We start from the raw sequence: 14,157 nt of genomic DNA, 5'->3' as shown, positions 1-14,157 counted from the left end.
ATGTCCAATCGTTCGATGGCAGCATGGTGGTGTGCGGCATTGGTTTGCCTGGCTGGCACCCATGCTGTTGCCAGCGGCTTTGCACCGGGCAACGGCACGCTGGATGCACAACCCCTGGCAGTGCAAGTCCCACCGGGCACGCTCTCGCCCCTGTCGAGCACCCAGCCGCCCCTGTTGCTGCTGCGCCAGGATGTCACCGGACCGACGTACTACCTGGCGGTGGGCCTGGGTGTGCCGCGCTACGGCATTGCCGACCTGCCCGGTGCCGGCGCCTGGCGCGTGGAGCCCGATGCCGACTGCGCCCGCCTGGTGCCCGTGGCACTCGACGAGGTCAAGCAGCCGGCCGTGCAGCCCGTCACCGTGCAGCAGAACGCCCTGCCCCTGCACTGCGCCGCAGCGTTCGAGGGCAGCTGCACCAGCCGTGACCAGCGCTTGCGCGTGGGCACCGCGTTCCTGGGAACCCGGCGCACGGCGCGCACGGGCGGCGGCTTCTTCGGTACCGAAGGGCAGATCACCAGCACCTTCTACACCGGCGTGCGCACACTCACCATCGAGCACCTGCCCTCCGGCCGCTACTGGCGCATGGACGAGGCACTGCAGGACTCGGCCGGGTACAGCGCGCCGCAGACGGCTATCCGCTACCTGCCGCAGTTGCAGCGGGTGCTGTTGCTTGGGCTGGGCAATGGCCCGGAAGGCCCGCAGGGTCGCTGCATCGCCCTGCCACCGGGCTGAACCAAGCCGCGGCAGCGCTCAGGCGAAGTTGCCTTGCGTTTCGGTGGGGCTTGTGCGCTGCACGAGCAGCGCCGTCGCAGCCTCCACGGGCATCGGCCGGGCATACAGATAGCCCTGCACCTCATCGCAGCCATGGTCCTTGAGGAAATCGCGCTGCTCGGGGGTTTCCACGCCTTCGGCGATCACGCGCAGCTTCAGGCTCTTGGCCATGGCGATGACGGCCGAGGCGATGGCCTCGGCTTCCTCGTTGCCGTGCCTGCCCAGGTCCAGGATGAAGGAGCGGTCGATCTTGAGCTTGCTCACCGGAAAGCGGCGCAGGTAGCTCAGGCTGGAGTAGCCCGTGCCGAAGTCGTCGATGGCGATCTGGATGCCCATGTCCACCAGTTGGCGCAGGATATCCACCGCTGCGTCCATGTTGGCCATCAGCGTGCCTTCCGTCAGTTCCATCTCCAGCGCACCGGCGGGCAGGTCGAACTCCGAAAGGACACGGCCCACCTCGTGCAGGAAGTCAGGCGCCTGGAACTGCACCGCTGAGAGGTTCACGGCAATGGGCAGGGGCACCAGCCCCTCGCCGCGCCAGCGTGACCAGATGTGCGCAGCCTCGCGCAGCACCCAGGCGCCGATTTCCGCGATCATCCCCGAGGATTCGGCAATCGGGATGAAGCGCGCCGGGGACACCGGGCCCCGCGTCCGGTGCGTCCAGCGCAGCAAGGCCTCCATGCCCACGGGCTGGCCATGCGCCAGCGTGAACTGGGGCTGCAGGTGCAGCTCGAGGTCACCGACATCGATGGCCTGGCGCAGGTCCACCGCGAGCAGCATGTCATCGTAGGCCGAGGCGTTCATCTCGGGCGCATACAGGCGCCAGGTGTTGCGCCCCTGGGCCTTGGCGATGCGCATGGCGGCTTCGACATTGTGCAGCAGCTCCTCCGCAGTGCGCGCATGCTCGGGGCTGCTCGCAATGCCAATGCTGGCGGTGGGGGACACCGGGTGCTCCTGCGCGCCAAGGCGGATGGGCGGTGCCAGCAGCGCACGCACCTGGCTGATCAGCAGTGCATGGGTGACGGGGTTGCCCGCCAGCACCAGCATGAATTCATCGCCCCCATAGCGGTACAGGCCCTTGAGGTCCGCGCTGAGCCCCCGCAGGCGCTCGGCCACCTCGACCAGGAAAACATCGCCCTGCGCGTAGCCAAACGATTCGTTGACGCTCTTGAACCGGTCCAGATTGACCAGGGCCAGCGACAGACTGTTGTGGGGCGCTGCACTCTGGACATTCAGCGCAGCGATGTACTGCGGCAGGTCCTGCTCAAGCCTGGCGCGATTGGGCAGCCTGGTCACGGGGTCGTGCACCGCCAGGTACTCGGCCTGGCTTTCGGCCTGTTTGAGGCGGGTCAGGTCCGTGAACAGATCCACATGCTGCTCCACCTGGCCATCGGCACCGCGGTGCGCGCAGACCAGCAGGCGCGCCGGGAAGACCGTGCCGTCCTTGCGGCGGATATGCATCTCGCCCTCCCAGAAGCCCTCGGCCTTGAGGATGGCGCGCGCACGCTCGACCCCTGCGGGGTCGAGCCCGGCATTGAGCAGCACCGTGGGCTGCCCCTGCAGATCCTCGAGCGTGTAGCCGGTGATCTTGGTGAGGTGGGGGTTGATCGAGACGACGCGCTTGTCACGGTCGCCGACCACGATGGCAGCAGCGGAGCGGTCGAAGAAGCTCGCGGCCACACGCAGCTGCGTTTCCACTTCGGCTTGGCGAGTGATGTCGCGGCCCATGCCCACGTAGTAGCGCATGCCCTCCGATTCGAAGCAGCCGACGGTGCCCTCCAACAGGAAGGTGCTGCCATCGGCACGCAGCCGGGGAATGCGAACGTGTCGCGACTCGCCAGGCTGCATGGCCTCCAGGATGGCCGCCTGCTCTGTGGCGTTGGCCGGCGGCCGCAGGCGCTGCGCGTTCATGCCGATGAGCTGCTCGCGCGGGTAGCCGTACACATCGACGGCCGTCTGGCTCACGTCGAGGATGATGCCGTCGTTGTCGGTCAGGAAAAAGATGTCGGTCGAGCCACGCATCACCTGCTCATAGTGCCGGCGCAGCCCGGCCTCGCGCGCGGCGTGGCGGTGGTGGTCGCCCCGGCGCCAGGCTGCGTAGAGCAGCGAGCCGAGGAGGAGGAGAACCGCCACCCCGAGAACCAGGAGCTTGCTGCGGTCCTGCACCGCCGCATACACCGCCTTGTCAGGCATCAGGCTGAGCACCATCCACGACGGCAGCAGGATGTTCTCGCGCCGCGCCATCACCGCCACACCATGGCGGTTAAACCCCTGCACCACGGAAACCCCGGGCTCGGTCAGCAGGGACTCGACCACGGGCCCGGGCCCGCCAAGGGGCTGCAGCCCGGGCCCGCCGGCCGGTGCAAGGATCTGCAGGCCCCGTGCATCGCGGTGCACCAGGATGGTTTCGCCACCCCAGTTCGGCAGCTTGGCCTTGGCCAGCGTATCCACCAGCCACTGGAGGTCCATTTCCATGTAAAGCACATGGCCCGTTCCCCGGGTGGTGTCGGCAATGCTGCGCGCCAGGGCCAGGCGCAGCCCTGCGCCATTCTCCGCAGGCAGCTCGATCCACCGCGGGTACGCACCCGTTCCAGCCTGCGCCAAGCGGCTGCGTTGCTGCGCGTCCAGAGGGGCTCCGCTGCTGAACACCGCCCTGTCCGTACCCACATCGACGACCGCAATGCTCCGGTAGCCGTAGACGCGCCGGATGCCCTCGAGATGCTGCTGGATGAAGGGGGTGTACTCGGCGCGTTGCGCATCGCCCTGCCACCAGTGGTCGAGCGCCTTGACCAGCAGGGGATTGGAGCCGATGGCCTCGGCATCGCCAGAGCGCTCCGTGAGCCAGGTGTCCAGCGAATGGGCCGACAGTTCGGAGGTGACCCGCAGGGTCTCGGATGCAATCTGTTCGGCAGCCCGCTGACCCTGCAAATGCAGGGCAATCCCCAGCGCAATGACGCCAGCCACAAAGGCCGCAAAGGCCAATGGCACCGCCCAGCCAGGCAGCCAGGCGCCAGGTTGCGCACCATCGCGCGCGGGACTGCTCTCTGTGGCCATGGCCGAAAACCCTCGTGACCGGGAAAAGCGGCGTGGCCAGGACGTCGCCAGCCTTCCCCCCATTTCTTCAATGAACCCGTGCGACCCCCATCAGCCGCCCGAGCCCTGTGATCGGCCCATTTAGTCCGATTCACCCAGAGGTGTCAAGCGCCGCAAATTCAGTCCTGAACGATGGCCAGCATCCATTCCGGCAGGGCCACCGCCTTCTTCTGCGGAAAATCGACCCAGATCGTGGTGGCACCGCCAGCGGCATAAACCACGCCCGGCCGGTCCACCCGCTCCATGGTGCCCCAGGTCTCGAAGGTGGTGCGGCCCGGGTCGCTCACATAGAGCTTGAGCAGCACGTCGGCCGGGTACTCGAGCTGTTGGTAGAAGTTGCAAAAGGCGTTGACGATGACCGGCCCCTGGCCTGTGGGGTCGGGGTTGCAGCCCACCGACACCAGCCAGTCGATGCGCGCCGTCTCTAGATACCGAAAATACACGGTGTTGTTCACATGGCCCATGGCGTCCATGTCGCCCCAGCGCACGGGAAACCGCATCTCGTGCACCAGCTTCTTCTTTTCGGGGATTTCAATCTTCATCGGTGTGCCTTGATGGAAGCGAGGATGCCCAGAGTGAACAGCCCCACGGCCGCCCACTGCGCGGGCGAGGGCCAGCGCCCCTCCCACGCGAACGAATATACGAGAGCGAACAAAGTCTCGCTCACGATGAGCTGCCCGCACAGGCTGGCAGACAGGCGCTGGCTGGCGATGTTCCACAAAATGGTGGCCAGCCAGCTCGAACCAAAACCGAGCGCCAGGCACACGGCCACCAAGACGCCGCACGCCGGTTGCGCCGCCAGGGCGGGCAGGCTGGAGCCGCCCACCAGCCACAGCAGCAGGCCGCCCAGCCCCGTGGCCACGCCCAGCCAGTTGGCCCAGTCGGTGGCGCGCACCTCGGGGTGGCGCTTGAGCCATGCGGAATTGAGGATGGCGAAGGCCGTCCAGAACACCAGCGCCACCAGCGCGATGGCGATGCCGCGCCAGTAGCTGCCGGCGCCGGATGCCGCTGCATCGCCGTGCGGAACCTCGGCCATCAGCGCGAGGCCGGCCACGGTGAGCACCAGCCCGGGCACCAGTGCGGCCCAGCGCAGGCCCTGGGGCTTGCCCAGCAGCATGACCCAGACCGGAATGGTGCCGATGATCAGCGCCGGCATCTCGGCCCCCGCATCGCGGATCGCCCAGACCAGCAGCAGGTAGTAGCCCGTGAATCCCAGCACGGACAGCCACAGCGCCGCCCAGGCCTGGGCGGGGGTGGGCCGGCGCGGCTTGCCCTTGAGGCCCCACAGCAGCATGCCCACGGCCACTGCGCCGTAGGCCACGAAGCGGCCCGCCGTCAGATCCACCGAGGCAAACGTGCCCGCCATGTAGGGCGCCACGAACACCAGCCCCCAGAGCGCGCCTGCAGCGAGCCCGGCCAGGATTCCGGTCAGCATCGGGTCAAGCGGCGCGGGCTACACCGCAAAGCCATCGTCTGCCGCAATCACGGCCCCGTTGATGAAGTGGCTCTGGTCGCTGGCCAGCATGATGATCAGCGCATCGAGGTCCTCGGGGCTGCCCACGCGCTTGCGCGGCAGCATGTCGATGAGCTTGCGGCCCTGTTCGGTCTGCCAGTGGCGGTGGTTGATTTCGGTGTCGATGTAGCCCGGGCAGATGGCATTGGTGTTGATGCCGAATCGGCCCCATTCCATGGCCATGGCCTTGGTCATCTGCACCACGGCGGCCTTGCTCATGCAGTAGGCGCCGATCTGCGGCAGCACCTTCAAGCCCGCCATGGAGGCGATGTTGATGATGCGCCCGCCGGTGAAGCTGCCCGGAGCCGCCCCGCGCGAGCGCGCCAGCATGCGCTTGCCCACCTCCTGTGCGACGAAGAAGGCGCCCTTGACGTTGGTGTCGAAGATGAAGTCGTAGTCCTGGGGCGTCACATCCTGTAGGCGCTGGGTGGTGCTCACGCCCGAGTTGTTCACCAGGATGTCGATGGAGCCCATCTCGGTCTCGGCATGGGCCACCGCCGCCTTGATCGACATGTGGTCGGTCACGTCCAGTTCGATCACGTGGGCGTCACCGCCCTCCCCCTCGATGCGGGCACGCAGCTCCTTGAGCTTTTCAACGCGGCGGCTGGCCAGCACCACCCCGGCTCCTGCGCGCGCGAGGGTCCGCGCGAACTGGGCGCCCAGCCCGCTGGACGCTCCGGTGATGAACGCCACGCGGCCGGATAGATCGATGCTGTATGCCATTTAGAGAGCCTCCACTGCAGAAAAAAGAACGGTCGTTCGATTGTCCGAAATCCATGAATACAATCAGTCTCCAGGCAGACAGGAACCAGGGTCCTGTCCGAAGACAATCCACACGATATCAAACGCCCGACGAGAAACCCATGACGAACGAAGAAATCCTCGCCCAGTATGGTCCCCGTGAAGCAATGGAATACGACGTGGTCGTAGTGGGCGGCGGCCCCGGCGGCATGGCCACCGCCATCCGGCTCAAGCAGATGGCAGCCATCCATGGCAAGGACATCTCCGTCGTGGTGCTCGAAAAAGGCTCCGAGCCCGGCGCGCACATCCTGTCGGGCGCCATCATGGATCCCAAGGCCCTGACCGAGCTGATCCCCGACTGGAAGGCCAAGGGCGCGCCCCTGAATCAGCCCGTGACCGACGACGCGATGGTCTTCCTGGGCGAGAAATCGTCCTTTCGCGTGCCCAACGTGTTTTTGCCCCACAATTTCCAGAACCACGGCAACTACGTGGTGCGCCTGGGCAACGTGGTCAAGTGGATGGGCGAGCAGGCCGAAGCCCTGGGCGTGGAGATCTTCCCGGGCTTTCCGGCCGCCGAAGTGCTCTACAACGACAACGGCTCCGTCAAGGGCGTGGCCACCGGCAACATGGGCATCGGCAAGGAAGGCGAGCCCACGGCCGACTTCCAGCTGGGCATGGAATTGCACGCCAAGTACACCATCTTCGCCGAGGGCTCGCGCGGCCACCTGGGCAAGCAGCTGATCTCGCGCTTCAAGCTCGATGCGCATTCCGACCCGCAAAGCTACGCCATCGGCATCAAGGAACTGTGGGAGATCGACCCGCAGCGCCACCAGCCCGGCTTCGTGATGCACACCGCCGGCTGGCCCATGGAGAACGACACCTACGGTGGCGCCTTCCTGTACCACCTGGACGACAACAAGGTCACGCTGGGCTTCATCACCGGCCTGGGCTACTCCAACCCCTACCTCAGCCCGTTCGAGGAATTCCAGCGCTGGAAGACGCATGCCAACATCCGCTGGTACCTGGAGGGCGACGAGTCCAAGGGCATCAAGCCGGCCAAGCGCATCAGCTACGGCGCGCGCGCCATCACGGCCGGCGGCCTGCTGAGCCTGCCCAAGACCATCTTCCCCGGCGGCGCACTGATCGGCTGCGACGCGGGCTACCTCAACGTGGGCCGCATCAAGGGCAGCCATGCCGCCATCAAGTCCGGCATGCTGGCCGCCGAGGCTGCCTACGATGCCGTGGTGGCCGGGCGCCAGCACGATGAACTGAGCGCCTACCCCGAGGCCTTCGAGAAGAGCTGGCTGCACACCGAGCTCAACAAGGACCGCAACTTCAAGAACTGGTTCAAGAAGGGCCTGGTCACCGCAACGATCATGAACGGCCTGGAGCAGTTCGTGCTCAAGGGCAATATCCCCTGGACGCTGCACCGCGACAAGCCCGACCATGTGCACCTCAAACCCGCGTCCGAGTGCAAGCCCATCATCTACCCCAAGCCCGATGGCAAGCTGACGTTTGACCGGCTCTCCAGCGTGTTCATCAGCAACACCAACCACGCCGAGAACCAGCCGGCCCACCTGACGCTCAAGGACGCCAGCGTGCCCGTGAACATCAACTTGGCCAAGTACGCCGGCCCCGAGGCGCGCTACTGCCCGGCCGCGGTGTACGAGTTCATCAAGACCGACGCTGGCGAGGACAAGCTGCAGATCAACGCGCAGAACTGCGTGCACTGCAAGACCTGCGACATCAAGGACCCCACGCAGAACATCGTCTGGGTGACGCCAGAAGGCGGCGGCGGCCCGAACTACTCGGGCATGTAAGAGCGGCCAACAAAACTCTTCTGGCGTCGTTGCCGCGTCTTGTCGTACTACTCGTACTGCCTGCGACGCAGCGCCTAGCCAGAACCGCTTCGCTGAGTTTTGTTATCCGCTCCAAGCACGGGGGGCCTGCATTGCAGGCCTTTTTCATGGCGCAGCGGATCGTAGTCACGCCATCGCGGCGCCTGCCGTCAACTGGAACTGCCCCATCGCACCCGCCAGGCGGTTGGCCTGGTCCTTGAGGCTCTGGGCCGCAGCGGCGCCTTCTTCCACCAGCGCGGCGTTCTGCTGGGTCATGTGGTCGAGCTGGTCCACGGCCTGGCTCACCTGGCCGATCTGGCTGCTCTGCTCGCTGCTGGCGGCGTTGATCTCGGACATCAGCGTGGTGACCTGCTGCACGCTGGTGACGATGTCCTGCATGGTCGAGCCGGCGGTGACCACCAGGCGCGCACCGTCACTCACCTTGTCGACACTGGTGGCGATCAGGGCCTTGATCTCCTTGGCGGCGTTGGCGCTGCGGCCCGCCAGGTTGCGCACCTCGCTGGCCACCACGGCAAAGCCCCGGCCCTGCTCGCCCGCACGGGCGGCCTCCACCGCGGCATTGAGCGCCAGGATATTGGTCTGGAAGGCAATGCCGTCGATGATGCCCACGATGTCGGCGATCTTCTTGCTGCTGGCGTTGATCTCGTCCATGGTCTTGACCACCTGGCCGACCACTTCGCCGCCCTTCTTCGCCACCTGGGCGGCGCTGTGGGCCAGGGTGTTGGCCTGGCGGGTGCTGTCGGCATTGGCGGCCACGGTCTGCGCCAGTTGGGCAATGCTGGCGGCCGTCTGCTGCAGGCTGCTGGCCGTGTGCTCGGTGCGTGCGCTCAGGTCGGTGTTGCCGGCCGCGACCTCGGAGCTGGCGACGTGGATGGATTCACCCGAATCGCGCACCTCGGTCACCACGTAGTGCAGCGATTCCACCATGCTGTTGAGCGCGGTGAGCAGCTCGCCGATCTCGTCGGTGCGGTCCGTGACCATGCGCACCGTGAGGTCGCCCTGCGCCACCAGGGCCGCCGCGTCCGACGCCTGGCGCAGCGGCAGCACGATGGAGCGGCGCAGCAGCCAGCCGAACAGCGCCGACAGGCCCACCACGAAGGCCACGGCCAGCGCGCTGACCCACTGGGCACGCGAGGCATCGGCAATCATCGCATCGGCGGCCGCCACCGAGGACTTTTCGGATTCGGCCAGCAACTGGTCGATGGTTTTCAGGTACTGGGCCAGCGCTGCGGCATGCTCCTGCAGCTCCTTCTGGCTGATGACCTTGGATTCGAGTGCGTTCTGCACCAGGGTGTCGCGCAGGGCTGCGTACTGCTGGCGCTGCGTCTGGGTCTGCTTCCACGCGGGCACGGTGCTTGCAGCCGCAGCCGATGCCGCCAGCGCTTCGTCGATGCGCTTGCGCATGCCCTCCTCGGCGGCCAGTTGGGTGCGCATCTCGGCCACCAGGGGGAACACGTCGGTCGAGCTGGTGGCGCGCAGCGCGATCTGGCCGATGTGCACCGACTGGGTCTTCCACTCGCGCACCGAGCGCTCGATGGGCAACTGCTCCGCCGTGAGCAGCGTGGCCTGGCGCGTCGTGTCCTGGCCGGTGAGCCAGGTGGTGGAGCCCAGCAGCGCCACTGCCACGCCCAGCAGGCCAAAGGCCGCTGCCAGTTTCTGGCCCACGGTCAGGGTGCGCTTGCCGCGCGGGGACGGCGACGAAGACGGTTGGGATGCCGCCAGGGGTGCAGCAGCAGGAAAGGCCGTGACGGCGGGGCTGCGGATGGCACCGGCCGTGGCGGGAAGGTAGTTCATGGCTTTCTCCGTGGTGTTGCGTGTCTTTCGACCCATCGGGCGCGATGGGTAGGTATGCCCTTGCAATGCAATCCCTGTGCCAAAACGCGGGGACTGCACCGCAAACGTCAGGTGAGGCTCAGCCTGCAGCCACGCATTCGCCAAAGCCCCCGCCGCCGGGCGTGGAAATCTCGAACACGTCGCCCGGCTCCATGAGCGCCGCGCCGATGTGCGCAAGGTCTTCCACCTGGCCGTTGGCACGCAGCACACGGTTGAGCCCGGTGCGCCCGGCCTGCCCGCCGGCCATGCCGAAGGCGGGCTTGACGCGGCCGTTGGACAGAATGCTCGCCGTCATCTGCTCCAGAAAGCGTACGCGGCGCACGCCCCCATTGCCCCCGGCCCAGCGGCCGCTGCCGCCCGAGCCCTCGCGGATCTCGTAGCTGTCGAGCACCACGGGGAATCGGAACTCCAGGATCTCGGGGTCCGTCAGGCGCGAGTTGGTCATGTGCGTCTGCACCACGCTCGTGCCGTCGAAGCCGCGCACCACCCGACCCTCCCCATCGAGCACCGCACCCGCACCACTGCCGCCCGCGATGGTCTCGTAGTACTGGTACTGCGCGTTGCCGAAGGTGAAGTTGTTCATCGTCGGCTGGCTGCCTGCCATGACACCGAGCGCACCGAACAGCGCATTGGTGATGCAGGTGGAGGTCTCCACATTGCCCGCTACCACCGAGGCCGGCGGGTTGGGGTTGAGCATGGAGCCCTGGGGGATGATGACCTGCAGGGGCTTCAAGCACCCGGCATTGAGCGGGATGTCGTCGTCCACCAGGGTGCGGAACACGTAGAGCACCGCCGCCATGCACACCGCGCGCGGGGCGTTGAAGTTGTTCACCTGCTGGGCGCTTGTGCCGGCAAAATCGATCACCGCACTGCGCTCGGCCACGTTGACCTTGACCGAAACGCTGATCTGCGCGCCATTGTCCAGCGGCAGGGTGAACTGGCCGTCCTTGAGGTGCGTGATGACGCGGCGCACCGATTCCTCGGCGTTGTCCTGCACGTGGCGCATATAGGCCTGCACGACATCGAGGCCGAACTGCTCCACCATCTTCGAGAGCTCCTGCACGCCCTTCTCGTTGGCGGCGATCTGCGCGCGCAGGTCGGCCAGGTTCTGGTGCGGGTTGCGGCTCGGGTACGGCGTGGTGCCGCCACCGGTGGCCAGCAGGTGGCGCACGGACTCCTCCTGCAACACACCGCGGTCCACCAGCTTGACGTTGTTGATCTGCACACCCTCTTCCTCGATGCGCGTGGAGAACGGGGGCATCGACCCTGGCGTGGTGCCGCCGATGTCGGCATGGTGGCCGCGCGAACCCACGTAGAAGGTGGGCTCCTTGCCGCCCGCCACGTACACCGGTGTGATCACGGTGACGTCCGGCAGGTGGGTGCCACCGTGGTAGGGGTCGTTGAGCATGTACACGTCGCCCGGCTGCATGCTGCCGGTGTTTTCGCGGATCACGGTCTTGATGCTCTCGCCCATGGACCCGAGGTGCACCGGCATGTGCGGGGCATTGGCGATCAGGTTGCCGGTGGCATCGAACAGCGCGCAGCTGAAATCCAGGCGCTCCTTGATGTTGACCGAGTAGGCCGTGTTCTGCAGCTGCAGGCCCATCTGCTCGGCGATGTTCATGAACAGGTTGTTGAAAACCTCCAGCAGCACCGGGTCCACCGTGGTGCCGGCCGCGTACTGCACGCTGCGCGCCGTGACACGGTCGAGCACCAGGTGGTCCACGTCGGTCAGGCGGGCCAGCCAGCCGGGTTCGACCACGGTGGTGGTGTTCTTCTCGGCGATGATGGCAGGGCCGGGGATCACGTCGCCGGGTTGCAGGTCTTCGCGCACCACCAGGGCGGCATCGTGCCACTGGCTGCCCGAGTACATGCGCACGGTGTCGCGCCGCGGATGCACGCGCTCGGCATGCAGCGGCAGACGCGGCTCGTCCGGTGCGTCACCGGCGATCACGGCCTCGACCGATACCGCCTCGACCACCAGCGATTTGCCCACCATCAGGAAGGCGAAGCGCTGGCGATAGGCGGCCTCGAAGGCCGTCTGCACGGCCGCCATGTCGCCGAACGGCACCACGAGGGCCGAGTCCGTGCCCTCGTAGCGAACGTGCACGTTGTAGCGCACCTGCACCGGGTGCTGGCTGACCTGCTGGCGTTCCAGCTCGGCCTGGGCGGCTGCGCCCAGCGCATCCAGGCGCTCGGCGATCAGGGGCAGCGAGGCCTCGGCCAGCGGCAGCTCCACCGCCTGCTCTCGGATCACGGTCTGGTCGGCCAGGCCCATGCCGTAGGCGCTGAGCACACCGGCCAGCGGGTGCACGAACACGCGCGTCATGCCCAGGGCATCGGCCACCAGGCAGGCATGCTGGCCGCCTGCGCCGCCAAAGCACTGCAGGGTGTAGCGCGTCACGTCGTAGCCGCGCGCCACCGAGATCTTCTTGATCGCATTGGCCATCTGCTGCACGGCGATCTGGATGAAGCCCTCGGCCACCTCCTCGGGCTGGCGATTCGTCTGCAACGCCAGTTCCCCAAAGCGCGCACGCACGGCCTGCGCGTCCAGCGTCTCGTTGGCCGCAGGGCCGAACACGCTGGGGAAGTAGCCCGGCTGCACCTTGCCGACCATCACGTTGGCATCGGTCACGGCCAGCGGGCCGCCGCGGCGGTAGCTCACCGGGCCCGGGTTGGCGCCAGCGCTCTCCGGCCCCACGCGAAAGCGCGCACCGTCATAGCTCAGCACCGAGCCGCCGCCAGCGGCCACGGTGTGGATGCTCATCATCGGGGCGCGCATGCGCACGCCGGCCACGTGGGTCTCGAACTCGCGCTCGAATGCACCGGCGTAGTGGCTCACGTCGGTGGACGTGCCACCCATGTCGAAGCCGATCACGCGCTCCTGCCCGGCCAGGCCGGCCGTGCGCGCCATGCCCACAATGCCGCCGGCTGGCCCGGACAGGATGGCGTCCTTGCCCTGGAAGGTGTTGGCATCGGTGAGGCCGCCCGAGGACTGCATGAAGAACAGCTTGACCCCGGGCATCTCGCTGGCCACCTGCTCCACATAGCGGCGCAGGATGGGCGAGAGGTAGGCGTCCACCACCGTGGTGTCGCCCCGGCTCACGAACTTCATCATGGGGCTGGTCTCGTGCGAGGTGCTGATCTGCGTGAAGCCCACCTCCTTCGCGATGCGCTGGGCCGCCTGCTCGTGCTCCGTGTAGCGGTAACCGTGCATGAAGACGATGGCCACGCTGCGCAGGCCGCGCCCCCAAGCCGCCAGCAAGTCGCCGCGCAGGGTGGCTTCGTCCAGCGGCTGCATCACGTTGCCGTGCGCACCGGTACGCTCGCGGGCTTCGATCACCTCGGTGTACAGCAGCTCGGGCAGCACGATGTGGCGGTCGAACAAGCGTGGACGGTTTTGGTAGGCGATGCGCAGCGCATCGCGAAAGCCGCGCGTGGTGACCAGCAGCGTGGGCTCGCCCTTGCGTTCGAGCAGCGCATTGGTGGCCACTGTGGTGCCCATCTTCACGCATTCCACCAGGGCCGGCGTCACCGCTTCACCGGGTGCCAGGCCCAGCAGGTGGCGGATGCCGGCCACGGCCGCATCCTTGTACTGCTCGGGGTTCTCGGAAAGGAGCTTGTGCGTGACCAGCGTGCCGTCGGGGCGCTTGCCGACGATGTCGGTGAAGGTGCCGCCCCGGTCGATCCAGAACTGCCAGCGGGGAATCTGTACTTGGGGTGTCATTGAGGTCATGGTGGTTTCGATGGGATAGAAATGGGGTGAAATCCGCGTCAGGCCAACGCTGCGCTGGCAGGGGCCAGGCGCTGCATCACCTGGCGCAGGGCCGGAATGGGGGGTACGGTTGCCAAGGCCTGGTCCAGGGGGCACCAGGGCCCGCCGAGCGCCGTGGCCCAGGCCATCACGGGCAGGATGTCGGCAGGCGGCAGGGTCTGCATCGCCTCGATCACGATGCGCAGCTCCTGCGCCAGCCGGTTGCCGGGCGCAAAGCGCCAGTGGTACTGGCCGCAGCCCACGCGCACGGCGCGGCTGTCCTTCTCGGTCATGAGCACGAGCCAGTCGCAATGGAAGTCGGCACAGTCCGGCGGGGGTGGATCGGCCAGGCAGAACGTGTAGACGTTTTCGTAGCTGCGTGCGAAGTTGCGCACCAGGGTCTCGGCAATCGCCTCGCGCCCCTGGGCCGAGGGCGGGAAGACCATGCCGCCTTGGCGCATCTCCATCTGCAGCAGCGCGCCGCCGGCAAAGGCCTGGGCGATCAGGTGCGGGCGGTTACCGTCCTTGGCGCGCAGGTACATCTCGATGGTGTCGGTGGGGGTATGCATGGTGCTTCTCCTGGAATGGGGTTG

At 67.1% G+C, this 14,157-nt stretch carries 9 protein-coding genes; 2 read left to right on the top strand and 7 right to left on the bottom strand.

The genetic code is table 11. The features are described 5' to 3' along the window. Positions 1-732: a hypothetical protein gene (locus ACSQ9E_RS07075; RefSeq protein ID WP_436217282.1), complete on the top strand. Its 732-nt coding sequence runs from the start codon at positions 1-3 to the stop codon at positions 730-732. Between the two features lie 18 nt (positions 733-750). Here the strand turns inward: ACSQ9E_RS07075 and ACSQ9E_RS07070 are convergent, their stop codons facing one another. From ACSQ9E_RS07070 to ACSQ9E_RS07055, 4 genes are all read right to left on the bottom strand, one after another. Continuing rightward, on the bottom strand, positions 751-3,825 hold the full coding sequence (locus tag ACSQ9E_RS07070) for an EAL domain-containing protein (protein WP_436217281.1): 3,075 nt from the start codon (positions 3,823-3,825) through the stop codon (positions 751-753). A gap of 158 nt (positions 3,826-3,983) precedes the next feature. Then, entirely contained in the window at positions 3,984-4,406 is a 423-nt protein-coding gene (locus ACSQ9E_RS07065) for an acyl-CoA thioesterase (protein ID WP_057269780.1), read from the bottom strand. Then, positions 4,403-5,299: a DMT family transporter gene (locus ACSQ9E_RS07060; protein ID WP_436217280.1), complete on the bottom strand. Its 897-nt coding sequence runs from the start codon at positions 5,297-5,299 to the stop codon at positions 4,403-4,405. Before ACSQ9E_RS07060 ends, ACSQ9E_RS07065 begins: the two co-directional genes overlap by 4 nt. Positions 5,300-5,317: 18 nt before the next feature. Next, positions 5,318-6,100 carry an SDR family oxidoreductase gene (locus tag ACSQ9E_RS07055; protein ID WP_057206117.1) on the bottom strand — a complete coding sequence of 261 codons (783 nt, stop codon included), beginning with the start codon at positions 6,098-6,100 and terminating at the stop codon, positions 5,318-5,320. Positions 6,101-6,240: 140 nt separating this feature from the next. Between ACSQ9E_RS07055 and ACSQ9E_RS07050 the strand changes: the two genes are divergently transcribed. After that, positions 6,241-7,938, top strand: coding sequence for an electron transfer flavoprotein-ubiquinone oxidoreductase (locus ACSQ9E_RS07050; protein WP_057269782.1), 1,698 nt, complete (start codon positions 6,241-6,243; stop codon positions 7,936-7,938). A gap of 165 nt (positions 7,939-8,103) precedes the next feature. Here ACSQ9E_RS07050 and ACSQ9E_RS07045 read toward each other — a convergent pair whose 3' ends face one another. The 3 genes from ACSQ9E_RS07045 to ACSQ9E_RS07035 form a co-directional block, all read right to left on the bottom strand. Continuing rightward, the gene (locus tag ACSQ9E_RS07045; RefSeq protein WP_436217279.1) at positions 8,104-9,771 is read right to left on the bottom strand and encodes a methyl-accepting chemotaxis protein; all 1,668 of its coding nucleotides are present in this window, start codon (positions 9,769-9,771) and stop codon (positions 8,104-8,106) included. 118 nt (positions 9,772-9,889) lie between these two features. Further along, positions 9,890-13,546 (bottom strand): hydantoinase B/oxoprolinase family protein, encoded by a 3,657-nt coding sequence (locus ACSQ9E_RS07040; RefSeq protein ID WP_436217278.1) that lies wholly within the window; start codon positions 13,544-13,546, stop codon positions 9,890-9,892. Positions 13,547-13,584: 38 nt separating this feature from the next. Then, positions 13,585-14,133, bottom strand: coding sequence for a hypothetical protein (locus ACSQ9E_RS07035; protein WP_057206111.1), 549 nt, complete (start codon positions 14,131-14,133; stop codon positions 13,585-13,587). Positions 14,134-14,157 lie beyond the last annotated feature (24 nt).

Source organism: Acidovorax sp. LjRoot118 (genome assembly GCF_964253575.1).
Classification (GTDB): Bacteria; Pseudomonadota; Gammaproteobacteria; order Burkholderiales; family Burkholderiaceae_C; genus Acidovorax.
The sequence above is the reverse complement of the archived record's forward strand: the minus strand, read 5'-3'. Positions and strand labels throughout refer to the sequence as shown.